The sequence below is a fragment of the Allomuricauda sp. d1 genome (genome assembly GCF_039592695.1).
Taxonomy (GTDB): domain Bacteria; phylum Bacteroidota; class Bacteroidia; order Flavobacteriales; family Flavobacteriaceae; genus Flagellimonas_A.
The window spans coordinates 954,303-980,562 of record NZ_JBBUTK010000002.1 but is presented as its reverse complement, the minus strand read 5'-3'; the positions used below and the strand labels follow the sequence as shown (position 1 = coordinate 980,562).

The following is a 26,260-nucleotide window of genomic DNA, read 5'->3' as shown; positions in this document are numbered from 1 at the left end:
CCTTAAAGATACAAATTGAAGTTTTTTATGTCGTCGGCGTTCGTCAGATCGGGTATGCGCTCGGACCGTGGAAGGCAAATCGTGCTTTTGGGGTCATCCTCTACGATATTTCGTACCGCTTCAGGCAACTCTTTTTCATCCCTTTTCGGATTGATGGGGCAATTCTCAAGATAGGATAATACCAAAGCCCCCGTAAAATTAAAGATGTTCATACTGATTCGTAGTTCGCCCGAAGCATCGCGATAGGCCTCCATCTGTTCCAAGCCTGGTTTTTCGATAATCGTTTTGAGACACCCCTCCGAAGAAATATCCATGACGGCAAAAGCGGCCAGGCGCTCATTGGAAAAACCGAGGCCCGAGCCACTGTAACTGATGATCGCATGGGGAATCTCACGCGCTTTTCGCAAATCTGCCAAGGCCCCAGCAGAATAAAGATTATCGCCGTTACAGACGGTAAAACGTTCTTTTTTCAATGTAGGATGTTGCTGCATGCACTGCAGCAATGCATCGGCCGTTCCCATGGGTTTCTCGCGCCCTTTGGGCACGTGCTGTACCGCAAAATGTACCTTGACGCCTTCATACTCGCTATCGCTATCGCCGACCAAATCTTTAAAAGCTTGGTTTTCCGTGTTGGTGATGATGTAACAATCATTGTACCCAGCGTCTTTCGCGTTTTTTATGAGGTAGTGCAGTAACGGTTTTTTTGCCTCACCCAACGGAATCAAGCTTTTGTGCTGTGTGTAGGCAATCTCTTTAATGACCTCGTCCAAATCAGCGTTTTCAAGGCTTTGTTTCATTCTCGAAGAAGCTCCACCAGCCATAATCACCAAACTATTGTTTTTCATTCGCTAAGGATAAACCAGTTCTACTTCATAAGCGGCCTTGGCGCCATTCTCTAGAAAGGCATCTATGACCGTACTTTTTGAATCGTCATTTACCATGGCGACCATACAACCGCCGCCCCCTGAGCCGATGGTCTTGGCGCCCAAAGCGCCGGCATTGCGTGCGGCATTCATCATTTTGGCCATTTCTGGTGGTGTGTTCTGAATGCACTCTTCTAGAATAACTTGGTGCTCGTTCATCAACTGCCCCAACTCCTTTAGGTTACTTTCTGGGGATGATAAAAGCCTTCTTGCCTGCTTCGTATTCTCATAATTATGGATAGCGGCATACCAATGGTCACGATATTCTTGTGAAACCAGATCCAAATAACGTCGGTAGTCTGCCAAGGTTGATTTTTGCATTTCAAAATCTGGATGTGCTGCCTTTACCTCAGCGGCGGCATTTTCTTGAAAAAGCCTGGCGTTTTTGAGAACATCCAAAGTTTCTTTCGCTATGCCAGATTCAGCAACGACCAATTTTCCAAGGTGGCCGGTCAAAGGTTCGGTTTTGCCCATTTGGGTATCAATATAAAGCAATCCTTGTTGGGCGATTGTGTATTGATCCATAAGTCCGCCCGGGCTTTTAAAAAAAGTAACTTCAGTCTCGTAGGCCCATTGTCCAATTTCGATATCGGTTGCCGTTATTTCTGAACTTTGGGCCTCTACTAAAAATCGAATCCATGCTATGGTCAAAGCCGAGGAGCTTGAAAGACCTGCATTCACCGGAATATCACCCGAGATATTGAGTCGGTATCCCCGTGCAAAGCGAAATCCTTTTTGGATCAGAACAGCAAGTGCTGCCAATAAATAGTCACTTTGTGAGATGTCATGCGCGTCGATGGTCAGTGGAATCGTTCTATGCGCATCAATGTCTTTTAGATCTAATCGAAACTCACTTGCTGAAATGGGCTCTGCCCTTAGATTTATATATTGGTCAATACTTCCGGCAATAACCGGAAGCCCTAAATAATCTTGATGGTCTCCATAAAAGCAAATCCTCGCAGGGACTTTGATTGAAATAGGGGGCATTAAGAAATAATTTTTAAAGGTTGGGTATTCTTCCAATTGCCACGTGTGAAATCGGGAAATGGCTGTGGATAACCCCCACTGGCCACCGAGCGTTCACTCAAGGGGGCGACGGCACTCCAAAGGCAACCTTCATACACGTTTTGGTCCAAAGGTAGTCCGTTCTGAAGACATTCTACGATGCGGTAGACCATAATACCATCCATGCCGCCATGCCCACTGCCCTTTGCGGTTTGGTTCAGACGTTTGTACAACGGATGGTCATATTTTTCGTAAACTACTTGCAACTGTTCGCCCTGTACCCAAGAATGGTGATCTTCGGTCAATCCCTCTACGCCGCCTTCCAACGCCACCCGTGTCGGAAAACCGGCCAACGTTCCTTTAGTACCCTGAATCAAGTTCAAACGCGAATAGGGCCGTGGACTGGTTTCATCCCACTGCACCAAGATAGTTCGGCCCAAATGCGTTTTGATGATGGAAGTGTTCAGGTCACCGCCCTTGAAATCCAATTGGTTCCATTTATGATTTTCTGGATAATTTTTTTTCGCGTAGGCCTGTCTTCCCATGGCCGGGGTTGAAAAGGAGACCAAACTGCCAAAAGTGTCTTCACCACGGCCCAAATTCATATATTGAGCCACTGGCCCCAAGCCGTGTGTCGGGTACAAATTTCCGTTGCGCTCTGCATAATGGCCGGTGCGCCATGAGCCAGTACCCCGATCGATCTCATCCATCTGCCATCGCAGTTCATGAATATAGGCCGCTTCGCCATGCAGCAACTCGCCGATGACCCCTTGACGGCACATATTGAGAAATAGCAGTTCATCGCGACTGTAATTGACGTTCTCTAACATCATACAGTGCTTCTGTGTCTTTTCAGAAGTATCTACAATATCCCACATTTCCTGAAGCGTGACCGCAATGGGCACCTCAACCAAAGCATGTGCTCCCTGTTTCATGCTCTCGACGGCCATTGGCGCATGATTGTTCCAATTGGTAGCGATAAAGACCACATCAGGACGCACTTCTTTTAACATCGCCCTCCATTTTTCTTCATCGCCCCAATACAACTTGATGTTCTTGTGCCTTCCTTTCTCAGAAACCTCCCTGACCCAACCTTCTTTTTCTTTTACAAGATTTTCATACAAATCGCTTATGGCTACCACTTCGGTACCAGGCAGGGAAGCAAAAAATTTTAAATGATCGCCACCGCGGGCCCCTACGCCAATGAACGCTGCACGGACCGTTGAAAGCTTTGGTGCGGCAAAATCGCCCATGTAGGTCGAAGTGATGGGACGTTCAGTTTGTCCGCGTACATATTCAGGAAGCAAAGAGGCGGCACCAATGGCTGCAGAGGCTAAGGAAGTTTTCTTGAGAAAATTTCTCCGGCTTACTTTTTTCATTTTCTTCAGATGGGTTTGCCGATTTTTATAAACTTAATGATTTTATCGGGATTGAAATAACGGCGCTGTCAATGTGTATAAATACTTTGTGACAAACTCGCCAAACTTCTCTAATTTCCCCTTTGAAGAGGGTGCCACTAACATGGGTTAGTGAAAGAAGAAATGAAAACTACCCACCCCTTCTTGTCCGCTTTAATGCGGACAATTCACCCCTCCGAGGAGGGGAAATACTCACTCAAACGAAGCCAAACTCTTCTCCAAGGTCTCTATCTTGGCTTCGGCATCGGCGGCCTTTTTGCGCTCGAGTTCCACCACTTTTTCGGGAGCGTTGTTCACAAAACGCTCATTGGAGAGCTTTTTCTGCACCGATTGTAGAAAGCCACGGGTATACTTGAGTTCTTCGTTGATTTTTTGAATTTCGGCCTCGACATCAATCGCCCCTGAAATGGGTATGAAATACTCGTTGCTCTTGACCCGAAAGCTCAATGCGCCATCAACAGCCTTGTCAACAGTGGCTATTGCTGAGATATTCCCCAGCTTTGTGATGATGGCATCCATTGTTGAACCCAAATCTTCGACATCCAGTTTTTTTAACTCCAGTACATCTTTATGGGGAATGTTCTTTTCTTTTCGAATGGTTCTGATACCCGAAATCACCTCAGCGGCAAAATCAAAGGTCGAAACCAAATTTGCATCAAATTCTTCACCTTTAGGCCAATCGGCGACACACAAAGCGTTTTCAGGTTTTCGCTCTGCGATATGCTGCCATACTTCTTCGGTCAAAAACGGCATAAAAGGATGCAATAACTTTAGGTTTTTTTCAAACAGTTGAATGACCGCATTCCATGTTTTTCTGTCAATGGGCTGTTGATAGGCTGGTTTTATGATTTCGAGCAACCACGAGCAGAAATCATCCCAAACCAATTTATAAATGGTCATCAGGGCGTCTGAAATACGGTATTTGGAGAAATGGTCCTCGATTTCGGTCAACACTTGATTGAAGCGGGTCGAATACCAGTCCAACCCGATTTTTGAAGCTTCAGACTGTGCAATGTCGGCAACTTGCCAACTTTTGACCAATCGAAAGGCATTCCAGATTTTATTGGCGAAGTTTTTCCCCTGTTGGCACAATGCCTCATCAAACAACAAATCGTTCCCCGCAGCAGAACTCAACAACAATCCCACACGCACGCCATCGGCCCCAAACTCCTCAATCAATTTTAGTGCATCAGGGGAATTGCCCAACGATTTTGACATTTTTCGTCGCTGCTTGTCACGCACCAATCCTGTGAGGTACACATTCTCAAACGGACGTTCACCACGAAATTCATAGCCCGCGACAATCATACGGGCCACCCAGAAGAACAAAATATCAGGGCCTGTCACCAAATCGTTTGTCGGATAATAATACTTCACCTCGGGATTGTCAGGCTCTAAAATGCCACCAAAAACACTAATGGGCCATAGCCATGACGAAAACCAAGTATCGAGCACATCGGGGTCTTGCTTTAAGTTCTGAGTTGTGAGCTCTGGGTTTTGAGTTTTTTTCTGTGCAAGCTTTAGCGCTTCTTCGATATTCTCAGCGACTACAAAATCGTCTTGGCCGTCACCGTAATAGTAGGCAGGTATCTGCTGCCCCCACCACAATTGGCGTGAGATATTCCAGTCACGGATGTTCTCCATCCAATGGCGATAGGTGTTTTCAAATTTCTTGGGATACAATTTTACCTCACCCGATTTCATCACAGCTTCCAAGGCGGGTTTGGCCAAACCTTCCATTTTCAAAAACCATTGGTCTGAGAGCCGTGGTTCGATGACCGCTTTTGTGCGTTCAGAGGTGCCAACCTTATTCGCGTACTGTTCCGTCTTTACAAGATGTCCTTTTGCTTCCAGCTCTTTGATGATTTCTTTTCGGACGACAAAACGATCTTTGCCTTCGTAGTGCATTCCGTAAGAATTCAGGGTAGCGTCTTCATTGAAAATATCGATGATTTCCAGATTGTGTTTTTCCCCTAACGTCTTGTCGTTCTCATCATGGGCCGGGGTCACTTTCAGGCATCCGGTGCCAAATTCCACATCCACATAGTCATCCTCGATGATGGGAATCACACGATTATTGATCGGTACGATGGCTTTCTTACCTCTCAGATGCTGGTATCGTTCATCGTTCGGATTGATGCAAATGGCCGTATCGCCCAAAATGGTTTCGGGCCTTGTCGTAGCAATTACAAGCCCCCCGCCCCCCAAAGGGGGAGTTTTTCCATCTTCCTCAACAACTTCATATTCAAGGTAATAAAGTAGTCCTTGTCGCTCTTCATAAATCACCTCTTCATCAGAAAGAGTGGTCTTGGCCTCTGGATCCCAATTGACCATTCGGTGTCCTCTGTAAATCAATCCCTTATTGAACAAATCAATAAAAACCTTGATGACCGAGGCTGACATATCGTCATCCATAGTGAACTTGGTACGACTCCAATCGCAAGAACAGCCCAGTTTTTTCAACTGTTCTAGAATCACACCACCATACTTGTCGGTCCACTCCCAGGCATGCCTTAAAAATTCTTCTCGAGAAATATCGCTTTTAGAGATCCCCTCTTCCTTCAATTTGGCCACCACCTTCGCCTCAGTGGCGATTGAGGCATGGTCCATACCGGGTACCCAACAGGCATTTTTCCCTTCCAAACGAGCCTTCCGAATCAATACATCTTGAAGCGTGTTGTTGAGCATGTGGCCCATGTGCAACACCCCGGTGACGTTGGGCGGGGGTATGACAATGGTATACGGCTCACGACCATCGGGCTTTGAGCTGAAAAAGTCGTGTTGCATCCAGTAATCATACCAACGCGATTCGGCCCGTTGCGGGTCATATTTTGATGGAATATCCATTTTTCGGTACGGTTTTTGACAATTAGAATCCGGATTGAGCAGTATCGGGGAATGGTGTGTTAAATTATCGCTATTCTTCGGTTAATGACCCATCCTGTAAATACGAAACAAAAATAAGTAACGTTATTACAAAACAAAAGAATTTTGGAGGTAGTCTGAAAAGGGCTAATTTTGAAGTTCACCCAAAACTATAATGATGAAAAAGACTGTACTATTGTTATTCATGGGATTGTTGGCCTTCGGCCTTCAGGCCCAGACGGCAAAAATTGAATTTAAGACCGAAACAATCGACTACGGCCAGGTTGAGCGTGGTGGTGACGGTGTGCGCACCTTTGAGTTTACCAATACCGGTGATGCCCCATTGGTCATCAGCGATGTAAAGTCAAGCTGTGGCTGCACGATACCCAAAAAACCAGATGGGCCCATTGCCCCTGGTACTACTGGGTCGATTGAGGTAAAGTATGATACCAAAAGACCTGCCGGGCCTTTTAGAAAGGCGATTACAGTGCTCTCGAATGCTGAGACACCGACCAAGGTCTTGAAAATTAAAGGTGAACTGGTCGATGGTGCCAAGTAACCTTGTAGGCCATTATAAAAAAGCCTTGACTTTTAGCGTCAGGGCTTTTTTTTATTCAAATAAGTTCTTCAACACAAAACTGAAGGTCATATCACGATCGTACCGCTCTATCAACACACGTATTCGCTTACCTTCTTTTTCATTCAGCATCTTTAAAATTTCCTGTAGCTTGTAGTTGTGCACACGTTTGCCATTCACGGCCAAGATTACATCACCCTCTTTGAGCCCGGCCTCTGCCGCAGGGCTACCGGCCCTGATACCAGACACGATGATTTCTGGCACGAGGTTCAATCGGGTTCGGTTCTGTAATAGAATCTGCACATTACCGAACGTAGATTCTTTATCAGGATTTCTGACCACCCCATTTGAATCAGCAATTCGCTCGGCGATATAACGCATGCCATTGTGCTGCAAATCGATACCGGCCATATTGTACTGAAAAGGTGATGAAAAATGGACATTTCTACGCAGGGTCACCTGCTCATTCTGATAATCAAAGACAATGTTGAAGCGCTTTAAAATCTCTCCACCAACACTACCGTTACGATCGCCCAAATTTGTAATGCCTCCAAAAAATTCCCGATAGGGAAAAGCAGCTTTTGCATTTTTAAATTCAAAATCACCTATTTTAATGCCGCTTACCTTGGTGCGCTTACCAAATATGTCACCGTTCAACCCCCTGCCCAAAAAATCTTCATAGTGCTTTGTTGGCACCTCCAATCCCTTATCGGCATCCTTGAACAACCAAAGGGCATCACTGCTTCCTGTATCAACAAGCAGTTTTACAGGTATGTCCTCTGATTTTTTTACAATGATGGAACCGTCTACATAAGCTTTTCTGTTCACAATGCTCAAGGGCAGTGTCACCGCTTTTTTCTTGTGTTTTTTGGCATATAACTCAGGGGCATGCAGTTTGATCCATCGTGAACCGTAATTCAATTCAACCACAAAATCACGGAACAGATCATAGCCAATGATGCCGTGGACGGTCACCCCCAGAAAAGGAGAAAAATTGATATCCTTGTCCAAAACCACATACAATTCTTGGTCAAAGCTTGCCGCATTACCAAGCTTAAAAGTGTTATGTACAGACCTAAGCGCCTTGATCGGGTCGCCATCCCCCAAACCATTGATGGTTATTTCAGATACATTGTTAATCTGGATGGAGTCTTGCTCTGTGATGTTGAACAGAATAGGTTTGCTGACCCCAGAATCAAGCACAAATGACAGTTCAGCACCGTTGATTTGCAAAGGCACAACTATCAGATTGTTGATCAATTCAAATTTGATTTTCTGGTGTTTTTGTCCGTCGGGAAGCCCAAACCCTTGTGCCATACCCATTGGGGGGCACAAAAAACAACAAAGTAGTATGGTTCGGATGATACGACCCATTGCGCTCGATACTAATAGGTTACACTTTCTTAAAGTTAGCAAATAATTTGTCAGCTAACCTTAATTTAACATAATATCGGTCATTCTACATCGGGAAGGGGTTGTCAGGCCAAGGCTTTAAAGTTTAAGGGTTGAGGAAAATACTTCTTTTGGAATTTGTTATTTGGGTTTAAAACTTGAACTCAATACGTTGTTTCGCAGCGCAGTGCAGAGAACCGTAGAGTTTCACAGAGGATTGTATGTCATAGCCCAACAACATGTATTCTTTTACATTCGTATTTCGTACTTCTAACCTCGTACTTCAAAAGACACGAATTTCGCTAATTGCCACGAATTGTTGTTCAGTTTGAGTTTGGCTTTTGAATTTGAACTTGACACTTTAGCTTGAACTTGCTTTTTACTTTTGCCCAAACGGATAGCTTTTGCCATTTTTGCGTAAAATTTGTGACATGCCCATCATTTCTACCAAAGGGAATAAAATGCCCGCTTCACCCATTCGAAAATTGGTGCCTTATGCAGAGGCTGCCAAAAAAAGGGGCGTTCATGTCATTCACTTGAATATTGGGCAACCTGATATAAAAACACCCAAAATTGCGATGGATGCGGTCAGAAACCACAACCTTGAAGTACTGGCCTACAGCATGACCGAAGGTTCAGAGCAGTACCGCAAAAAAATAGCGTCTTATTACGCCAAAAATGACATTGGGGTCACCGCTGAAGACATCATTGTGACCACAGGAGGCTCAGAAGCGCTCTCTTTTGTAATGGGCAGTATTATGGATGATGAGGATGAAATCATCATTCCCGAGCCCTTTTATGCCAACTACAATGGTTTTGCAACGGCTTTGGGCGTAAAGGTGGTACCCATAGTTTCGAGCATTGATGAAAACTTTGCGCTGCCACCCATCTCTGAATTTGAAAAGCTGATCACCAAAAATACCAAGGCCATCTTAATCTGCAATCCCGGAAATCCCACAGGATATTTGTACAGCAAGGAAGAAATTGGGCAATTGGCCACTTTGGTAAAAAAATATGACCTCTTTCTGGTCGCTGACGAAGTATACCGCGAATTTGCCTACGATAACCGAGAACATTTTTCCATCCTTCAAATAAAGGATTTGGAAGAGAATGCCGTCATGGTAGATTCGGTTTCTAAGCGATACAGTATGTGCGGAGCGAGAATTGGCTGTTTGGTGTCAAAAAATAAATCTGTGGTACAGACCGCCTTAAAATTTGCACAAGCAAGGCTCTCGCCCCCAACGTTTGCACAAATTGCCAGCGAGGCCGCTTTAGAGACCCCGAAAAGTTATTTTGACGAGGTCATTGAAGAATATGTCGGACGCAGAAACCTATTGGTTGAAGAACTGAAGAAAATAGAAGGTGTCAAAGTAGCTGTTCCCCAAGGGGCCTTTTATTGTATTGCCGAGCTGCCCATCAACAACTCAGATGATTTTGCCCAGTGGTTGCTTGAACATTTTGAAATTGATGGCGAGACCGTTATGGTGGCCCCTGCAGCCGGGTTTTATGCCACCGAAGGTCTTGGGCTCAATCAAATCAGGATTGCCTACGTACTTGAAAAAGAGCAATTAAAATGGGCCGTGACCATTCTTTCGAAAGCTCTTGACCAATATCTCGGCCGTTGAATATTGTAGAAAACATATCCCTTAAAACATACAATACCTTTGGCATTGATGTCAAAGCGCGCTTTTTTGTTGAGATAACCAGCCTTTTACAACTTCAAAAAGTGTTGGAGCTCACCGCCTATCCAGAACATTTTATCTTGAGCGGTGGCAGCAATATGCTGCTTGCCAAAGACATTGAGGCGCTGGTGGTCTTCATTAATCTCAAGGGAGTTTCTGTTGTTGAAGAGACAGAAAATGAGGTCATTATCAAGGCAATGGCCGGTGAAAATTGGCATGGGCTTGTATTGTGGGCTTTGGAAAGGGGATACGGAGGCCTTGAAAACCTGTCGCTGATTCCCGGTAACGTAGGTACGGCTCCCATACAGAACATTGGTGCCTATGGCGTTGAGCTCAAAGATGTCTTTGTGAGCTGTGAGGCCATGAACGTTAAGAGCGGTGAGTTATTGGAGTTCGATAAAGATGCCTGTCAGTTTGGTTATCGAGAATCCATTTTCAAAAATGAGGAAAAGGGCAATTACATCATTACATCCGTAAAGCTAAAACTGACCAAGCAAGATCACCAATTGAACACATCCTACGGTGCCATTGAACAAGAACTGCACCGGCAGAATATTGTACACCCCACGATAAAAGACATTTCAAATGCGGTCATCGCCATCCGCCAGAGCAAGTTGCCCGACCCTAAAGAGATAGGCAACAGTGGCAGTTTTTTTAAAAACCCAGTGGTGGGAAGAAACAAATTTGAAAAACTGCAAAAAGCGCATCCTGATATGCCTTTCTACGAGACCAGTGATGATACCATAAAAATTCCTGCGGGATGGTTGATAGAGCAATGCGGGTTCAAAGGAAAAAGGATAGGTGATGCCGGGGTACATGACAGGCAGGCATTGGTATTGGTAAATTATGGCAATGCCACTGGTAAAGAACTTTTAAGCTTGGCCCGTGACATTCAAAAAACAGTCAAAAAAGAATTTGGCGTTGAGCTCAAACCAGAAGTGAACATCATAAAATAACCCCTGTATCTGAGAGATTACAGGGGTTATACCAAACCAAACTAACCAAAAATTTATATACGAAGTAAATTTTTATGCTTTCGTATTCACAACGCCAATCATATAATCAATTTTATATTTTAGCGTTACCTTATATACGCCCAAAGAATACTTTTGGATTTTTTAGCGGGTATTTTTTTCTTGAATGAGCACACTACTTGAAAAACACATCGTCGAATTACTCGCAGAACGCAACGAAAAAGCGATTTCACTGCTCTATGACAACTATGGCGACACCTTATATGGCGTTGCCCACAAGGTGGTAAGAGATGATGCATTGGCACAAGATGTATTACAGGAGAGCTTTATCAAAATCTGGAAAAATGCCGATGCTTACGATTCGTCAAAGGCAAAGTTGTTCACATGGCTCTTTCGGATTACCCGTAATACGGCCATTGACAAGTTGCGGAGTGCGAACACAAAATCGGATAAAGAAATCCAAATTGATGTTTCAGACGTATATAATCTGGGTGTGAGTACCACCCGACCAGAGTTTTTAGACATTCAGGAGAACCTGGAAAAGATAGAGCCAAAGTACCAAATTGTGCTTGATGCCTTATTTTTTCAGGGAATGACACAGCAAGAGGCCAGCGATGAGCTGGATATTCCCCTTGGAACCATCAAATCAAGGTTGAAAATCGGTCTCAGGGAATTGCGAAAGATTTATGATGCCCCAACATTGGTTCTTCTTATTTTAAGTATGATATCATGAAAGAAAAAATACATTCTTTTTTAGCATCTGACCTGTTGGAAAAATACCTATTGGGTGAGACCTCAACCGAAGAAGCACTCAGGGTAGAGCGCTACATCGCCATGTATCCAGAAGTACGCAAGGCTTATGATGAACTTCAAGAAAATCTTGAGGTATTTGCCAAGATGCACGCGAGAAAGACACCCGAGGGGCTCAAAGAACGTATTCTGAACAGAATTCGCAATGAAAGGGCCGGCCGTAGAAAATTCTATCGTTGGGCTGTCGCCGCCAGTATCGTGGCCATGGTCTTTGCAGGGTCTTCCTATTTTTTCTGGAACCAGAACCAAGAACTGCAGCAGAAGAACACCTTGGTCAACAATAAAATAAAGAATCTCGAAGAAGACATGAAAGTGCAGCTCGAAGACTTGAGAAACCAATACATCGTGCTGAACAACCCGAACACCAAGAAATACAATGTCAACGGAAATCGCAAGGCAAAAGACCTGAAGGCAGTGGCCTACGTAAATCCAGTAAAAAAGCTATCGTATATCAATGTCAGCAATTTGCCACAGCTTCCTGAAGATCAATGCTACCAAATGTGGGCAGAGGTGAACGGCGAGCTTGTGAACCTTGGCATCATAAAGCAGTTTGAAGACAAAGAAAATTTGTTGGCGCTGCCCTACTCTGACCAGAATGCCGTGGGCTATATCACCATTGAGCCAGAAGGTGGCAATGATGCTCCTTCGGTAGAAAACATTGTCGCCAATATCAATTACTGATATTCTGCCAAAATAACTGTAAACAGACCCCTGCTTCGCCAGGGGTTTTTTACCTTTGCAACAAAAGCAGATGGAACTTATATTACTCACCATAGCACTTTTAGCGTTCGCATTCGCAGGAATAGCCATCAAAATCTGGGCAAAAAAAGACGGTGAATTCGCAGGTACCTGCGCCAGTCAAAGCCCGTTTCTCAACAAAGATGGCGAAGCATGTAGCTACTGCGGCAAATTGCCCGATGAACAAGAATGCAAAAAAGATACCGTAAGCGCAGGTTGATGCCGTTCCATCAGAGGCTGCAAAAACACTTTCTTGGATAAATCCGAAGCTATCTTAAAGGAAACCATCGAAAAGGCCAAAGCGGGCAATCAAATTGCCTTCAGTACACTTTTGGACACATTCTGGGGCGATGTCTATGGTTTTCAGCTATTGCGTACCAAAAACGAAAACGATGCCGAAGACATCACCATAAGAACCTTTTCACGGGCATTCGATAAAATTGATACTTACGACGATACCTATGGATTCAAAACATGGCTCATCACCATTTCGAAGAATTTGCACGTAGACCTCATCAGGAAGCGAAAAAAGAATATTTTAGATGAGATGGATTCCCATGGGGATGCCGTCAAAAAAGTACTTGATGAAAGTCCGTCTGTAGAAGACCAGCTCATCATCGAGCAAAACCTGGCCAATCTGCTGCAACATATCAAAAAATTGAAGCCCCACTACCAAAAGGTCATCAACCTGAGATACTTTAACGAACTCACTTATGCAGAAATCGCAACTGTACTCGATGAACCCGTTAACAACATCAAAGTCAAACTATTGAGGGCAAAAAAATTGCTTGCAGAGATTATCAAGAACAAGAAATCCTAAATACTGCTTTCAAACTGCAATCCGTATATTTGTAGTTGGTTCAAATGAAAACTATGAGCACTGAGACTGCCGAACATGTGATGCCCCCGAAAGGGAAACCCAAGTGGTTGAGGGTCAAGCTCCCCACCGGAAAAAAGTATACCCAGTTAAGAGGTTTGGTCGATAAGTATGACCTGCACACCATCTGCACTTCGGGCAGCTGCCCCAATATGGGTGAATGCTGGGGCGAGGGTACGGCCACGTTCATGATTTTGGGCAATATCTGTACACGCTCATGTGGTTTTTGTGGGGTGAAGACCGGTCGCCCAGAGAGTGTCGATTGGGCAGAACCTGAAAAAGTGGCCCGCTCCATCAAAATCATGGGCATCAAACATGCGGTGGTCACTTCTGTTGACCGCGATGATTTGAAAGATATGGGCTCCATAATTTGGGCAGAAACGGTTAAGGCCATCAGACGCATGAACCCCGAAACCACACTTGAAACCTTGATTCCTGATTTTCAGGGAATCGAATCACATTTGGACAGAATTTTGGCTGTCGCCCCAGAAGTGATTTCACACAATATGGAAACAGTCAGAAGGTTGACACGTGAAGTGCGCATTCAGGCTAAATATGACCGAAGCCTTGCCGCTTTGGACTATTTGAAAAGAAACGGTGCCAACCGCACCAAATCAGGCATTATGCTGGGCTTGGGCGAAACTGAGGACGAGGTTATCGAAACCCTGCGTGATCTGCGCAACGTTGATGTCGATGTGGTCACCATTGGGCAGTATCTGCAACCCTCAAAAAAACACCTGCCCGTCAAAGAATTCATTCTTCCCGAGCAGTTCAAAAAATACGAAGCCATCGGGTTGGATATGGGCTTCAGGCATATTGAAAGTGGGGCACTGGTACGCTCATCCTACAAGGCCCACAAACACATTCATTAGCGTTAGTATTTAATTTTTCCCAAAACTCCTATTACTCATGAAAAAGCTCCGAATCGGCATCAATGGTTTCGGTCGTATCGGCAGAACGCTTTTTCGATTGCTGTATGGGCATCCCCATATCGAGGTGGTCGCTGTCAATGACATCGGTCATTTGACTACATTGGCGCATTTGCTGAAATACGATAGCATACACGGTATTTTCAAGGCTTCCGTCACTTCAGAAAACAATCACCTTTTAGTGGATGGGAAGAAAATCGAGGTCACCGATCATACACATCCCAAAGAAATCATTTGGAAAAAAGCGGAAGTTGACCTGGTTGTTGAAGCATCGGGAAAATTCAAAACCAGGACCGAATTAAATCACCATGTTGAAAATGGGGCCAAAAAGGTGATCCTGAGTGTTCCACCCGTTGATGAGACCATCAAAATGGTGGTCTTGGGGGTCAATGAGCATTTGATTGAAGAAGAAGATTTGATTATATCGAACGCCTCGTGCACAACCAACAGTGCTGCACCGATGATAAAGGTGATCCAAGAATTATGCGGTATCGAACAAGCGTACATTACGACGATACATTCTTACACGTCAGACCAAAGCCTGCATGACCGACCGCACCATGATTTACGAAGGGCGAGGGCTGCTTCACAATCCATAATTCCGACTACCACAGGGGCCGCAAAAGCACTGACCAAAATTTTTCCCAATCTTTCAACCGTAATAGGCGGTTGTGGCATCAGGGTGCCCGTGCCCAATGGGTCATTGACCGATATTACGTTCAACGTAAAAAAGAATACCTCGATAACTGAAATAAACCATGCTTTCAAAGAACAGGCAGAGAACGGTTTGAAGGGTATTTTGCAGTATACTGATGCGCCCATAGTGTCCATCGATATAAACAATAGTTCTTACTCTTGTACGTTTGATTCAGAGATGACTTCTGTAATAGGAAAAATGGTCAAAACCATTGGTTGGTATGACAATGAGACCGGTTATTGCTCAAGGTTAATTGATTTGATAGCTTTGCTTATAGAAAAAAAATACATCTGACTGCGACTTTTTTTAATAAAACCTTGGTTTTCATAGTGTTACTGTTTTTTTCAGTACTGCTATCCCCAAGTTTTGCCCAATCGAAACTACGGCCCACCTCTGAAATTGACCAAATCTTTGATAGGGTGCTTACCTACCAGCACCAAAATAAAATAGACAAGGCCTTAGAATCGTTGAACAGGGCAAAAGCCCTTGCTGAGGAAAATGAAGACCTAAAAGCCTTGTTAGACTGCCATTTAAGGTTTGCGTTGCTTCACTTGGAATTGGACGATAGGGAAACCGCCCTGTTCTATAAAGATCGTGCCGACATTCTTTTGAACGATATTGCGTATCCGCATGGGGAAGCCGTAAAAAAATATATTGAATCAGTGTTGCTCTATCGCGATGAGAACAACTATCAGGCATTGCGGATGCTCGAAGAGGCCAAAGTCTTGAGCAATGACCGGAATTTGAACAACAACATTCTTTTGATCGAGGCAAAAATTTATGTGAACATTGAAAAGTATGAGGATGCCGAGAAAAACCTCAATGCGCTTCTGGTCAATGCAGATGATAAAGAAAGAGCCTTCCTCGCTACCCAAGCCAACTTGGTACTGGCTGAAATGAACTATAAACTTTCCAACCTTGAAAATTCCATCAAACATGCCAAAGCCGCATTGGAACTGGCCGCCAAAAATGGGTTTTTCAGGGAAATACTTCGTTCAAACGAAGTTTTATCAAAGTATTATGAAGAATTAGGTGCCTTTGACCAATCGCTGGGCCATAACAAAAGCCTGCTCACTTTAAGGGATTCACTGTTCAACATTGAAAAAACAAAAATAGAGGCGAAGACGGCAGATAAAATCCGTTTTGAGAATATGAGCGGTGAAATTGAAAAATTAGAGGAAGAAAAAGAAGAACTGAGCCAATCGGCCAATCGTTCTGAAATCACCTCAATATTGACCTCTGCCTTTCTCATCATCATTTCATTGCTTGCAGTTTCACTTTACAGGAACAATCAAATCAAGCTCAAAACAAACGATCTACTGCAGACAAAAAATAAAGAGCTTGAGTTGGCAAGAGATTCAGCCGTCACCGCCATGAAGGCAAAGACCAATTTTCTCTCTACCGTTACCCACGAGCTACGTACACCATTGTATGCTGTGACCGGCCTGACCCACTTGTTGTTGGAAGAAAATCCCAGCGACCATCAAAAAGACCACCTCAAGTCACTCAAATTTTCGGGCGATTATTTATTGAACTTCATCAACGACATCCTTCAAATCAATAAGATTGATGCGGACAAGGTCGAAATAATGAGCACAGAGTTCAAGCTTAAAAAAGTACTTACCGATGTAATCGATTCATTGCAGCAAAATGCCAAAGAGAACAAGACGAAGATCGTTCTGAATTACGACAAAAAAATACCTGATACCCTATTGGGCGACCCCGTGAAGCTGTCACAAATATTTATGAACTTGGTGGGCAATGCGCTGAAGTTCACGAAGAATGGTACAGTAGAGGTCATCGCAAAACTGGTAGAACGCGATGAAGATGACCTAAAGCTATATTTTGAGGTGAAAGATGATGGTATCGGCATCTCTGAAGAGCAGCAGAACAACATTTTTGAGAGTTTCGAACAGGGATCCATACAAATTAACAGGGAGTATGGCGGTACCGGATTGGGCTTAACGATTGTCAAGAGTCTTTTGGGACTGTTCAATAGCGAAATCAAACTGCACAGTCGATTGGGCAAGGGCAGTTCGTTTTATTTTGAACTCGATCTAAAGACGGAGGACAAGGTCATTGCTGATATACCCTTTGAGCTTAATCCTGAGGAATTCGATTTTAAAGGACTTCACATTCTAATCGTTGAAGACAACAAAATCAATCAGGTCATCACCAAAAAGATGCTTACCAAAAAAGAAATTACCAGTGACATTGCCAACAACGGTAACGAGGCTATTGATTTGGCCAAGGCCAATACCTATGATGCCATTCTGATGGATATTCACATGCCCGGCATCAGTGGCGAGGAAGCTACCAGACAGATCAGAAAATTTGATAAAGAAATTCCAATCATAGCCCTTACGGCCATTTCTTTAGATGATAGCCTTGAAAGTTTCTATGAGGCCGGTTGTGATGATGTGGTGACCAAACCCTTTAAACCAGAGGTGTTCTATCAAAAAATCGGGGAGAATATCTTTAAATCTAGGGTGCGTCATGAGGCTTGATTGCCTCAATGAGTTCTTTCTTCAATATTTCAGTGTCCACTTTCGAAAAAACATGCCCCATTTCAAGGTAGAATGCATTTGTCAGCCTATCGCCAAATCTGACATAATCTTTTTCGGTCGTCAGTATAATCTCATAGGCCTTGAAATCATTGATTTCTTTATCAGAAAAGAAATGATGGTCGGCAAATCTAAGGTGCTCGAAAACAAGGCCGAGGCCTTTTAAATGGCTAACGAGAGGTTCAGGATTTGCAATGCCCGTGACCAAGGCGCATTTTTTGTTTTCTATCCCGTCAAAGGAAATTTTGGTTTTGCCGTCCGTAAAAAATTCAGAATAGCCAAGCGTACCAAAAATCACCTTTTGATGGTGTTTTGGTCCTAGTTTTTTTAGGATGGAACCCCTTTCCACTTTTGAAAGCAAGTTGGGGCATTTTGTGACCGCAATGACATCTGCCCTTTTCGATTGGTTTTTTGCATCCCTAAGATTGCCAGTCGGCAAATACCAATCGTCAACGTACAATGCATCGTACGCAGTAAGTAAAATGGAAAGCTGTGGAAGCACCTTCCGATGTTGAAAAGCATCATCCAGTAAAATGACATCAGGATTCACCTTTTCTTCCAACATTTTAATTCCGTTACTTCTATCCGCATCAACAACAACGGTCAAATAAGCGTGCTTCCGCTTCAATTGAAAGGGTTCATCACCCAAATCAGCTACGGTAGAGGCAGCATCTGCCAATACAAATCCTTTTGATTTTCTTCGGTATCCCCTGCTCAATAATGCTATTTTGTAGGTATCCTTGAGCATTTCAGATAAAAAAGTAACCATTGGGGTCTTACCGGTACCGCCAGTGCTCAAATTTCCGATGCAGATAGTAGGTGTCGTAAACTTTTTGGAAGGAAAGAAGCCCACATCATACAAGAGGTTACGAAGATGAACGATGGCCGCATAGACCAACGAAACAGGAAAAGCCAAGATTCGAAGTAACCTCATTTGGGCGAAATTATAATATTTTATCTTTAAACGTTTTAAATCCGCAACATGACCGTACGTGAAATCACCAGACACTTAGAAGAACTTGCGCCGTTACTTTATGCTGAAGATTTTGACAATGTGGGGCTTTTGGTGGGCGACCCAGATCAACAGGTCTCAGGTATTCTGGTCACTTTAGATACTTTGGAAAATGTAGTTGATGAGGCCATTGACAAAAAACTAAACCTTATCGTTAGTTTTCACCCCATAATTTTCACGGGATTAAAAAAATTGACCGGCAAGACATACGTTGAACGTGTCGTGATGAAGGCATTGGCGAATAAGATTGCCATTTACAGCATGCATACAGCGCTCGATAATTCCATTATTGGTGTAAATGCCAAAATATGTGAGGTTTTGGGGGTGTTTTCACCCAAAATTCTGATTCCGAAAGCGCAGACCATAAAAAAGTTGACCACCTACGTGCCCAAAAAAAATGCTGATGAACTCAAAGAGTCACTCTTTCAAGCAGGTGCGGGAACTATTGGAAACTACAGTAATTGCAGTTTTTCCTCGGATGGAACGGGAAGTTTTATGGCGGGTGAAAATTCAAATCCCACCTTGGGTGAGATAGGAAAAACCCATTTCGAGGAAGAAACCCAAATCAACGTCACCTTTGACTCTGCCAAGGAAATAGATGTTCTGAACGCTCTGTTTAAAAACCACCCTTACGAAGAAGTTGCCTATGAAGTGATTACCCTTGACAATACAAACCAAAATATAGGCATGGGCATGGTTGGCGAAATTGAAAAAGAGATGGATGAGACCGAGTTCTTTTCAATGCTCAAAGAAAAGATGAACGCATCCGTAATCCGTCACTCGCAGTTATTGGGTAAAAAGGTCAAAAAAGTGGCCGTGTTGGGCGGCAGCGGTGCTTTTGCAATACCTATTGCAAAGCAAAAGGGAGCCGATGTTTTGATTACCGCTGACATCAAATACCACGAATTCTATGAAGCTGAGGGCAAAATCGTCATCTGTGACATTGGCCATTATGAAACTGAGCAGTTTACAAAAAATCTGTTGGTCGATTTTCTTACGGAAAAAATTCCTAATTTTGCAATCGCTTTATCGGAAAGCATTACTAATCCCATCAAGTATTTTTAATATATGGCAGCAAAAAAGGAAACGACGGTCGAAGAAAAACTAAGAGCGTTGTACGATTTGCAATTGATAGATTCAAGGGTCGATGAAATTCGGAGCGTTCGTGGAGAACTTCCATTAGAAGTTGAAGACCTAGATGACGAGGTTTTGGGTCTTAAAACTAGAATTGAAAAGCTGAAATCTGATGTTGAGACCATCAACTACGAGATTTCTGCAAAAAAGAACATGATTGAAGAGTCTAAGACTCTAATCAAAAAATACGCTGACCAGCAAAAAAACGTCAGAAACAACCGCGAATTCAATTCATTGAGCAAAGAAGTTGAATTTCAAGAGCTTGAAATTCAACTTGCCGAAAAGCACATTAAAGAGTTCAAGGCACAGATCGATCAGAAAAAAGAGGTCATCGCTGAGACCAAAGAAAAGCTCTCAGAAAGAGAAGAGCATTTAAAGCATAAAAAAAGTGAGTTGGAAGCCATTATGGCTGAAACTGAAAAGGAAGAAAAAGCACTTCTAAAAAAATCAGAAGAATTCGAAGATAAAATCGAAGAGCGTTTGGTAAAGGCCTACAAGCGAATTCGCCACAACGTAAAAAATGGTCTTGCAGTGGTACCCGTAGAGCGAGGTGCTTCCGGTGGATCGTTCTTCACGATACCGCCTCAGGTGCAGGTTGAAATCGCCTCACGTAAAAAAATCATTACCGATGAGCACAGCGGACGAATTTTGGTCGACCCTGTACTCGCTGAAGAAGAACAGCAAAAAATGGAGACCATGTTCTCAAAAATTTGAGATCTGGCCGAGAACATTCTTGAAACCATCCCTTAATTTTGGGATGGTTTTTTATTTTATATCAATGCGGATCATCATCATACTGCTGTTGTTTATGACCTCCCTTATGAGCGCCCAAAACTTGAAAAGCTACCAATGGAAAAACCGTATCGTGCTTTTGTTCGGAAAGGCATCCTCAGAAACCTTCAAAAAACAACAGAAACTATTCAAAGACGAACATTCAGCAATCGTAGAACGTGATATGCTGATTATGAACGCAGAAGAGAATCTAAAATCCAAACTTTCTCTGAAGCCAGGTTTTGAGGGAGTTGTTTTAATCGGTAAAGATGGTACGGTAAAATTTTCAGAAGAGTTTTTGGTCGACCCTAAAATCCTGTTTTCCCTGATTGATTCCATGCCAATGAGAAAAGTAGAAATGCGACGTAAGAAAGGTTAGGTCAGGATAATAATTCCAGGATTTTTTGCTCGACTTCGGGCGAGTTCCATTTTTCTTCAATATCGGGCATCGCCATAACTTTTTTCATGATGGCCTCTTGCGCATCACCAATGGCCAATGCCTCGGCATAGGGGCTTTCAGAGAAGGTTACCCTACTGTAGACTGGAATCCACTTCTCAGGATGTTTCAGTGAGAACCATTTCTCAATTTTTTTCTGCAACAAAAATTTGGGGTCGGCGGTCTTACTGCTCATCTCTACAAAATTGCGATAGCTCAATTCTGCGATGGCATCGCCATTGGGTTTTCTTTGGTCTTGATACGTTTCGAAAATCCTTTCCCAATCGTCACCATATTTTTTCATCAATTGATTAAGCGCATAAATATCCTCAAAACCGGCATTCATACCCTGGCCGTAAAAAGGAACGATGGCATGTGCTGAATCGCCCACCAGAGCGATTTTGTCCCAATACGTCCACGGATAGCATTTGATGGTGACCATGGCACTGGTAGGATTTTTAAAAAAATCTTTGGTCAGATTCTCAATTTCTTTCCGCACATTCGGAAAATAGGTTTTGAAAAACCGTTTTGCCTCCTCTTTGGTGGTGATGCTCTCAAACGAGACCTCGCCCTCAAAAGGCAAAAACAAGGTACAGGTAAAGCTGCCATCAATATTGGGCATTGCAATCAGCATAAAATTTCCCCTGGGCCAAATATGAAAAGAGTTCTTATCCATTTTATGGGACCCGTCATCGTTGGGTGGAATCGTCAATTCTTTGTAACCGACATCAATGAACTGCTGTGAGTAATCAAAACGGCTGCGCCGCTGCATCTTATGCCGTACCCGCGAGAACGCCCCATCGCATCCAAAAATCAAATCAAATTGATATTCTTTCCACGCACTTTTCTCGGTCTCACCAGTATAAATCTTGGCTTCAGGCAGATTGACATCCCAAACCTTTTCGTTAAATCTGAAATCCGTGCCTTTTTCCTCTGCCAAATCAATCATCCTACGGTTGAGCACACCTCTCGAAATGGACCAAATGGCCTCCCCTTCTTTTCCGTAGTTTTGATAATAGACCTGCTTGCCATTCACATGCATGGCCCTTTTATCAAGGGGAATGGCTATTTTTTTGATCTCATCGGCAATGCCGACCTGTTCAAGTGACCGCCAACCACGGTTACTCATCGCCAAATTGATGGAACGACCCGAAAACTCTATAGTTCGTATGTCGGGTCTGCGGTCAAAGACCGTTACCTGATGACCTGCCCTTCGCAAATAAATGGCCAAAAGGGAACCTACCAACCCTGAACCGACTATAGCAATATTTTTTTCAGTTTGAGGCATGGGGGCAAATGTAGCAAAAAGCATTCACGATAGTATTTGTAGCAAAAACATCCATGCTTAGAACAGTATTTGTTTAATTTTTTGATAATTTTATTAAACATTATGACGCATCACAAATTGACACTTCCCTCGAAAATTTGCCCGGTCTGTGAACGGCCTTTTTCTTGGCGCGCAAAATGGAAAAAAGATTGGGAAAACGTCACATATTGCAGTGAAAAGTGCAGACGAAACAAGTTGGCAAACCATGAAGTTTAACCATTCCGCTACTTGTACGAGTGTGCACAAAAATAAGCGATTTTTGAGCCTGAACTTGATATTTGAATTTGAACTTTGTCCATGAACAGTCTTATTTGGTTCAATAACGATCTACGAATCAGCGATTGTGAGACCGTAAAAAAAGCCTGTGAAGGCAAGAAGGTCATAGCGGTGTACTGCTTTGATCCCCGTTTTTTTGAAACGGGACCATTCGGATTCAAAAGAACGGAAAAATTCCGTGCCAAATTCTTGATTGAAAGTGTCCACAATCTACGAAAGAACCTTGAAAAGCACAACATCACACTATTGGTCTTTCACGACAGGCCAGAAAATGTGCTTCCTGAGATTGTAAAAACGTATCAAATCGACACTATTTTTTTGCAACAGGAATGGACTCGCGATGAGCGCAAGATTATTGATGCTGTAAATGATGCTGTAAAAGCTACCGTTAGCAATGCCGTCACTTTTGAAGAAACCGACGACCAGTTTCTATTTCATCCCGAAGATATTCCATACCCATCATTTGAAAATATTCCTGATGTCTTTACCCAATTCCGAAGAAAATGCGAAAAACAATGTAAGGTCAGGCCTGTGGTTTCAGAGATTCCTCCCTTTGCCAAAGAAAACAAAGTAGAAAACGGCACTGAAATTCCTTCGCTTGAGCAATTGGGGCTTGAAGATGTTGAGAGGGATGAACGTACCGCTTTTCCTTTTTCTGGTGGAGAGGATGCAGCCCAAAACCGATTGCAAGATTATATCTGGGAGACCAAAAAAATCGCCTCTTACAAGAAAACACGAAATGGACTCATCGGCAAAGACTACAGCTCAAAACTATCGGCCTGGTTGGCCAACGGAAGCATTTCACCCCGAACTGTCTATTGGGAAGTCAAACAATTTGAAAAAGAGGTGCAAAAGAACGACAGCACCTACTGGCTCATCTTTGAACTGATTTGGCGTGATTATTTTAAATATGTTTCACTCAAACACGGTGACAAAATCTTCTGGCAAAGTGGAATTCTGAACAAAGAATATCATTGGAAAGATGAGGATAGCGCCAAACAAAAATGGATTTCAGGCACGACCAAAGAACCTTTTGTCAATGCCAATATGGTAGAAATTGGCCAAACGGGTTGGATGAGCAATCGGGGGCGCCAGAATGTGGCCAGCTATTGGGCCAAGCACTTGGAACAAGACTGGCGTGTCGGGGCCGCTTATTTTGAGAGTATGCTCATTGATTACGATGTACACAGCAATTGGGGCAACTGGATGTACAACAGCGGCGTGGGCAACGACCCCAGAGACAGAAAGTTCAACATTCAGCGACAGGCCGATATGTATGACAAAAAAGGCACGTATCAAGACCTTTGGTTGCAACAAACCCTCTTTTAATGAAAAAACTTCGTCTCATTCTTGGTGACCAACTCAACCATAATCATTCTTGGTTCACAACCACAAATGACAAAATCATTTACCTCATGGCTGAAATGCGGCAAGAGACCGATTATGTAAAACACCATGTTCAAAAAGTGGCCGCTTTTTTTGCCGCCATGCGGAATTTTGCCGAAGAGCTCTCAGAAAAAGGGCACAACATCGCCTACATCAAAATCACCGATGATGACGCAAAAAAATCATTGGGGGAGCTTATCAAAAAGCATGTGGCCGAGATCGAAGCCAAAAAATTTGAATACCAATTGCCCGATGAATACCGATTGGATGAGCAACTGAAGTCCATTTGTGACGGATTGGAAATTGAAACGAAAGCCTTTGGTACCGAGCACTTCTACACCACCAGAGACGAGCTGGAAGCTTTTTTTAAGGGCAAAAAACAGTTGTTGATGGAAAGCTTTTACCGCATGATGCGCAAAAAGCACGGTATCATGGTCACCAACGACCAGCCCGAGGGCGGAAAATGGAACTTTGACCAGAGCAATCGCAAAAAATGGGCGGGTGAGCCTGAAATTCCCCATGAACGGGGGTTTCGAAAAGATGTTTCCCAAATCTTGAAAGAAATTGAAGAGGCTGGAGTAACAACTTTTGGAAATATTTCTGCCGAAAATTTAAGTTGGCCAACATCGCGTTCAGATTGCCTTTCAGTGCTCAACCATTTTTGCAAAGAACTTCTGGTACATTTTGGTGATTATCAGGATGCGATGCACACCGAAGAAAAATTTCTGTTCCACTCACGGCTCTCTTTCGCCATGAACAGTAAAATGCTCTCACCGAAGGAGGTTATCGACAAAGTTTTGGATTATTATTATGAGAATAAAAACAACATCCACATTTCGCAGGTTGAGGGTTTCATACGCCAAGTTCTGGGCTGGCGTGAATATATGCGAGGGGTGTATTGGAAAGAAATGCCACAGTATGCCAAACTGAATGAATTGGACAACCACTACCCCCTACCCGATTTCTTCTGGACGGGTAAAACTAAGATGAACTGCCTGAAACACGCCATTGGCCAAAGCTTGGATGAGGCATACGCCCACCACATACAGCGATTGATGGTCATCGGTAATTATGCGCTACTTACGCAGATACATCCTGACCAAGTTGATGAATGGTATTTGGGGGTGTATATCGATGCCATCGAATGGGTAGAGATTACCAATACCAGGGGCATGAGCCAATTTGCCGATGGCGGCATTGTTGCCACAAAACCTTATGTGAGCAGTGCCAATTACATCAATAAAATGGGCAATTACTGTAAAGAATGTTCGTATTCACACACCAAAAAATTAGGCGAAGGGGCCTGCCCCTTCAATGCCCTCTACTGGAATTTCTTGGATGAGAAAAAAGAACACTTCAAAAACAACCAGCGTATGGGCATGATGCTCAATCTTTTAGAGAAAAAAGATACCGAAGAATTGCAGGCTTTGAAGAAAAGAGCGAGACAGGTACTGGAAAATCCTGATTCATTTTAAGGTTTCTTAACGTAGCCTTGTAATCTTTTTAGGGTTTAATCGTCGTATATATAATAGAATATCCCGCTTCGGCGTCCATATATATTGAAAAAGTCCTTCACATATCATGCGAAGGACTTTTTTTTCCCGGTCAAAGTGAACGTTACTTCAAGATTTTATCCACAATTCCGTATTTCACCGATTCTTCGGCACCCATCCAATAATCGCGATCAAAATCCTTCATGACCTTTTCATAATCCTGACCACAGTTTTCAGCCAATATTCTTGCTCCCAACTCTTTTGTCTTGATAATTTCACGGGCCTGTATTTCAATATTTGATGCCTGACCTTGGGCACCACCACTGGGTTGATGGATCATGACCCGGGCATGGGGCTGAATAAACCTTCTTCCTTTTTTTCCTGCGGAAAGCAGAATGGAACCCATAGAAGCGGCCAATCCTGAGCATACCGTTGATACGGGACTCTTTATCTGTTGCAGTGTATCATAAATCGCAAAACCCGAGGTGACATATCCCCCAGGACTATTGATGACCAATTGTATTTCTTTATTGTTCAACAGATCTAGATAGAGAAGGCGGTCGATTACATGTTTTGCCGAACTATCTTCAACCATGCCCCAAAGGAAGATTTTTCGTTCTTCCAGTAACTTTTCTTGAATCTGCTCTTGTACTTTTCCTTTTTTAGAACTCATGAATGTATGTATGTGAAATGTCAAAATTAGGCAATTTGGCAGAGAATTCGAACGCTCATGGTTGCTTTGAACTTCAATGGTGAAATTGTTCTTGCTGCAATACCTACAACTTCATATTTAGAATCAATTTTACCCACGAAACACACTGTGGTACAACATTTTACGAATATCGATAAAAAGATACCGTTTGTCTTGACTGGCATACTTTGAACGATAATAACCTAAGCCATAACGTCTAATTTTTGATGAATTTGTACTTCATCCGTTATTTGTTAACAAATTTTTGAACCCAATCTTAAAA

The 26,260-nt window shown here is 43.3% G+C and carries 24 protein-coding genes; 16 read left to right on the top strand and 8 right to left on the bottom strand.

Annotated features, from left to right (window positions below; genetic code table 11):
• Positions 1 to 2 precede the first annotated feature (2 nt).
• The 4 genes from AAAH86_RS11515 to AAAH86_RS11500 form a co-directional block, all read right to left on the bottom strand.
• The gene (locus tag AAAH86_RS11515; RefSeq protein WP_343487777.1) at positions 3 to 845 is read right to left on the bottom strand and encodes a sugar phosphate nucleotidyltransferase; all 843 of its coding nucleotides are present in this window, start codon (positions 843 to 845) and stop codon (positions 3 to 5) included.
• A gap of 3 nt (positions 846 to 848) precedes the next feature.
• On the bottom strand, positions 849 to 1,910 hold the full coding sequence (locus AAAH86_RS11510; RefSeq protein WP_343487776.1) for a GHMP kinase: 1,062 nt from the start codon (positions 1,908 to 1,910) through the stop codon (positions 849 to 851).
• Positions 1,910 to 3,307, bottom strand: coding sequence for a Gfo/Idh/MocA family oxidoreductase (locus AAAH86_RS11505; protein ID WP_343487775.1), 1,398 nt, complete (start codon positions 3,305 to 3,307; stop codon positions 1,910 to 1,912). The genes AAAH86_RS11510 and AAAH86_RS11505 overlap by 1 nt, the downstream gene beginning before the upstream one ends.
• A 231-nt stretch (positions 3,308 to 3,538) precedes the next feature.
• Entirely contained in the window at positions 3,539 to 6,193 is a 2,655-nt protein-coding gene (locus AAAH86_RS11500; protein WP_343487774.1) for a valine--tRNA ligase, read from the bottom strand.
• Positions 6,194 to 6,389: 196 nt separating this feature from the next.
• Between AAAH86_RS11500 and AAAH86_RS11495 the strand changes: the two genes are divergently transcribed.
• Positions 6,390 to 6,770, top strand: a complete 381-nt coding sequence (locus AAAH86_RS11495; protein WP_343487773.1) for a DUF1573 domain-containing protein — start codon at positions 6,390 to 6,392, stop codon at positions 6,768 to 6,770.
• Positions 6,771 to 6,821: 51 nt separating this feature from the next.
• Here AAAH86_RS11495 and AAAH86_RS11490 read toward each other — a convergent pair whose 3' ends face one another.
• Positions 6,822 to 8,105, bottom strand: a complete 1,284-nt coding sequence (locus tag AAAH86_RS11490; protein WP_343487771.1) for an aspartyl protease family protein — start codon at positions 8,103 to 8,105, stop codon at positions 6,822 to 6,824.
• A 506-nt stretch (positions 8,106 to 8,611) separates the two neighbouring features.
• On the opposite strand from AAAH86_RS11490, the gene AAAH86_RS11485 reads away from it, so the two are divergent.
• The 9 genes from AAAH86_RS11485 to AAAH86_RS11445 all read left to right on the top strand — a co-directional run bounded on the left by AAAH86_RS11485 (position 8,612) and on the right by AAAH86_RS11445 (position 17,394).
• Positions 8,612 to 9,805, top strand: coding sequence for a pyridoxal phosphate-dependent aminotransferase (locus AAAH86_RS11485; RefSeq protein WP_343487770.1), 1,194 nt, complete (start codon positions 8,612 to 8,614; stop codon positions 9,803 to 9,805).
• On the top strand, positions 9,802 to 10,818 hold the full coding sequence (murB, locus tag AAAH86_RS11480; protein ID WP_343487769.1) for a UDP-N-acetylmuramate dehydrogenase: 1,017 nt from the start codon (positions 9,802 to 9,804) through the stop codon (positions 10,816 to 10,818). Before AAAH86_RS11485 ends, murB begins: the two co-directional genes overlap by 4 nt.
• A 184-nt stretch (positions 10,819 to 11,002) precedes the next feature.
• Positions 11,003 to 11,569, top strand: a complete 567-nt coding sequence (locus AAAH86_RS11475) for an RNA polymerase sigma factor (protein WP_343487768.1) — start codon at positions 11,003 to 11,005, stop codon at positions 11,567 to 11,569.
• On the top strand, positions 11,566 to 12,327 hold the full coding sequence (locus AAAH86_RS11470) for an anti-sigma factor (protein ID WP_343487767.1): 762 nt from the start codon (positions 11,566 to 11,568) through the stop codon (positions 12,325 to 12,327). Before AAAH86_RS11475 ends, AAAH86_RS11470 begins: the two co-directional genes overlap by 4 nt.
• Positions 12,328 to 12,397: 70 nt before the next feature.
• Entirely contained in the window at positions 12,398 to 12,604 is a 207-nt protein-coding gene (locus tag AAAH86_RS11465; RefSeq protein ID WP_343487765.1) for a membrane or secreted protein, read from the top strand.
• 33 nt (positions 12,605 to 12,637) lie between these two features.
• Positions 12,638 to 13,204, top strand: a complete 567-nt coding sequence (locus tag AAAH86_RS11460; RefSeq protein ID WP_343487763.1) for a sigma-70 family RNA polymerase sigma factor — start codon at positions 12,638 to 12,640, stop codon at positions 13,202 to 13,204.
• Between the two features lie 53 nt (positions 13,205 to 13,257).
• Positions 13,258 to 14,133, top strand: coding sequence for a lipoyl synthase (gene lipA, locus AAAH86_RS11455; RefSeq protein ID WP_343487762.1), 876 nt, complete (start codon positions 13,258 to 13,260; stop codon positions 14,131 to 14,133).
• A gap of 37 nt (positions 14,134 to 14,170) precedes the next feature.
• Positions 14,171 to 15,181, top strand: a complete 1,011-nt coding sequence (gap, locus tag AAAH86_RS11450) for a type I glyceraldehyde-3-phosphate dehydrogenase (RefSeq protein ID WP_343487761.1) — start codon at positions 14,171 to 14,173, stop codon at positions 15,179 to 15,181.
• 35 nt (positions 15,182 to 15,216) lie between these two features.
• The gene (locus AAAH86_RS11445) at positions 15,217 to 17,394 is read left to right on the top strand and encodes a response regulator (RefSeq protein WP_343487760.1); all 2,178 of its coding nucleotides are present in this window, start codon (positions 15,217 to 15,219) and stop codon (positions 17,392 to 17,394) included.
• Here the strand turns inward: AAAH86_RS11445 and lpxK are convergent.
• Positions 17,372 to 18,385: a tetraacyldisaccharide 4'-kinase gene (lpxK, locus tag AAAH86_RS11440; protein ID WP_343487759.1), complete on the bottom strand. Its 1,014-nt coding sequence runs from the start codon at positions 18,383 to 18,385 to the stop codon at positions 17,372 to 17,374. The genes AAAH86_RS11445 and lpxK overlap by 23 nt on opposite strands.
• A gap of 48 nt (positions 18,386 to 18,433) precedes the next feature.
• Between lpxK and AAAH86_RS11435 the strand changes: the two genes are divergently transcribed.
• The 3 genes from AAAH86_RS11435 (at position 18,434) to AAAH86_RS11425 (ending at position 20,747) form a co-directional block, all read left to right on the top strand.
• The gene (locus tag AAAH86_RS11435) at positions 18,434 to 19,528 is read left to right on the top strand and encodes a Nif3-like dinuclear metal center hexameric protein (RefSeq protein ID WP_343487758.1); all 1,095 of its coding nucleotides are present in this window, start codon (positions 18,434 to 18,436) and stop codon (positions 19,526 to 19,528) included.
• Between the two features lie 3 nt (positions 19,529 to 19,531).
• Complete coding sequence (locus tag AAAH86_RS11430; RefSeq protein ID WP_343487757.1) at positions 19,532 to 20,311, top strand: C4-type zinc ribbon domain-containing protein; 780 nt, start codon at positions 19,532 to 19,534, stop codon at positions 20,309 to 20,311.
• 64 nt (positions 20,312 to 20,375) lie between these two features.
• A complete protein-coding gene (locus AAAH86_RS11425) occupies positions 20,376 to 20,747 on the top strand; it encodes a DUF4174 domain-containing protein (protein ID WP_343487755.1) in 372 nt (123 codons plus the stop codon).
• Between the two features lies 1 nt (position 20,748).
• On the opposite strand, the gene AAAH86_RS11420 is transcribed toward AAAH86_RS11425, so the two are convergent.
• Entirely contained in the window at positions 20,749 to 22,092 is a 1,344-nt protein-coding gene (locus AAAH86_RS11420; RefSeq protein ID WP_343487753.1) for an NAD(P)/FAD-dependent oxidoreductase, read from the bottom strand.
• 102 nt (positions 22,093 to 22,194) lie between these two features.
• On the opposite strand from AAAH86_RS11420, the gene AAAH86_RS11415 reads away from it, so the two are divergent.
• From AAAH86_RS11415 to AAAH86_RS11405, 3 genes are all read left to right on the top strand, one after another.
• The gene (locus AAAH86_RS11415) at positions 22,195 to 22,347 is read left to right on the top strand and encodes a DUF2256 domain-containing protein (RefSeq protein WP_343487752.1); all 153 of its coding nucleotides are present in this window, start codon (positions 22,195 to 22,197) and stop codon (positions 22,345 to 22,347) included.
• An 81-nt stretch (positions 22,348 to 22,428) separates the two neighbouring features.
• Entirely contained in the window at positions 22,429 to 23,736 is a 1,308-nt protein-coding gene (locus tag AAAH86_RS11410; RefSeq protein ID WP_343487751.1) for a DASH family cryptochrome, read from the top strand.
• Positions 23,736 to 25,268, top strand: a complete 1,533-nt coding sequence (locus AAAH86_RS11405) for a cryptochrome/photolyase family protein (protein ID WP_343487750.1) — start codon at positions 23,736 to 23,738, stop codon at positions 25,266 to 25,268. The genes AAAH86_RS11410 and AAAH86_RS11405 overlap by 1 nt, the downstream gene beginning before the upstream one ends.
• 142 nt (positions 25,269 to 25,410) lie before the next feature.
• Here AAAH86_RS11405 and AAAH86_RS11400 read toward each other — a convergent pair whose 3' ends face one another.
• The gene (locus tag AAAH86_RS11400; RefSeq protein ID WP_343487749.1) at positions 25,411 to 25,959 is read right to left on the bottom strand and encodes an ATP-dependent Clp protease proteolytic subunit; all 549 of its coding nucleotides are present in this window, start codon (positions 25,957 to 25,959) and stop codon (positions 25,411 to 25,413) included.
• Between the last annotated feature and the right edge of the window lie 301 nt (positions 25,960 to 26,260).

Bases quoted from the DNA above. Each gene is read 5' to 3' on its own strand.
- AAAH86_RS11410 (WP_343487751.1), top strand. From the start codon at position 22,429: ATGAACAGTCTTATTTGGTTCAATAACGATCTACGAATCAGCGATTGT.
- AAAH86_RS11510 (WP_343487776.1), bottom strand. From the start codon at position 1,910: ATGCCCCCTATTTCAATCAAAGTCCCTGCGAGGATTTGCTTTTATGGA.
- lpxK (WP_343487759.1), bottom strand. From the start codon at position 18,385: ATGAGGTTACTTCGAATCTTGGCTTTTCCTGTTTCGTTGGTCTATGCG.
- AAAH86_RS11475 (WP_343487768.1), top strand. From the start codon at position 11,003: ATGAGCACACTACTTGAAAAACACATCGTCGAATTACTCGCAGAACGC.
- AAAH86_RS11490 (WP_343487771.1), bottom strand. From the start codon at position 8,105: ATGGCACAAGGGTTTGGGCTTCCCGACGGACAAAAACACCAGAAAATC.
- AAAH86_RS11485 (WP_343487770.1), top strand. From the start codon at position 8,612: ATGCCCATCATTTCTACCAAAGGGAATAAAATGCCCGCTTCACCCATT.
- AAAH86_RS11470 (WP_343487767.1), top strand. From the start codon at position 11,566: ATGAAAGAAAAAATACATTCTTTTTTAGCATCTGACCTGTTGGAAAAA.
- AAAH86_RS11495 (WP_343487773.1), top strand. From the start codon at position 6,390: ATGAAAAAGACTGTACTATTGTTATTCATGGGATTGTTGGCCTTCGGC.
- AAAH86_RS11425 (WP_343487755.1), top strand. From the start codon at position 20,376: ATGCGGATCATCATCATACTGCTGTTGTTTATGACCTCCCTTATGAGC.
- gap (WP_343487761.1), top strand. From the start codon at position 14,171: ATGAAAAAGCTCCGAATCGGCATCAATGGTTTCGGTCGTATCGGCAGA.
- AAAH86_RS11430 (WP_343487757.1), top strand. From the start codon at position 19,532: ATGGCAGCAAAAAAGGAAACGACGGTCGAAGAAAAACTAAGAGCGTTG.
- AAAH86_RS11500 (WP_343487774.1), bottom strand. From the start codon at position 6,193: ATGGATATTCCATCAAAATATGACCCGCAACGGGCCGAATCGCGTTGG.
- AAAH86_RS11505 (WP_343487775.1), bottom strand. From the start codon at position 3,307: ATGAAAAAAGTAAGCCGGAGAAATTTTCTCAAGAAAACTTCCTTAGCC.
- lipA (WP_343487762.1), top strand. From the start codon at position 13,258: ATGAGCACTGAGACTGCCGAACATGTGATGCCCCCGAAAGGGAAACCC.
- AAAH86_RS11515 (WP_343487777.1), bottom strand. From the start codon at position 845: ATGAAAAACAATAGTTTGGTGATTATGGCTGGTGGAGCTTCTTCGAGA.
- AAAH86_RS11415 (WP_343487752.1), top strand. From the start codon at position 22,195: ATGACGCATCACAAATTGACACTTCCCTCGAAAATTTGCCCGGTCTGT.
- AAAH86_RS11420 (WP_343487753.1), bottom strand. From the start codon at position 22,092: ATGCCTCAAACTGAAAAAAATATTGCTATAGTCGGTTCAGGGTTGGTA.
- AAAH86_RS11405 (WP_343487750.1), top strand. From the start codon at position 23,736: ATGAAAAAACTTCGTCTCATTCTTGGTGACCAACTCAACCATAATCAT.
- AAAH86_RS11435 (WP_343487758.1), top strand. From the start codon at position 18,434: ATGACCGTACGTGAAATCACCAGACACTTAGAAGAACTTGCGCCGTTA.
- AAAH86_RS11465 (WP_343487765.1), top strand. From the start codon at position 12,398: ATGGAACTTATATTACTCACCATAGCACTTTTAGCGTTCGCATTCGCA.
- AAAH86_RS11400 (WP_343487749.1), bottom strand. From the start codon at position 25,959: ATGAGTTCTAAAAAAGGAAAAGTACAAGAGCAGATTCAAGAAAAGTTA.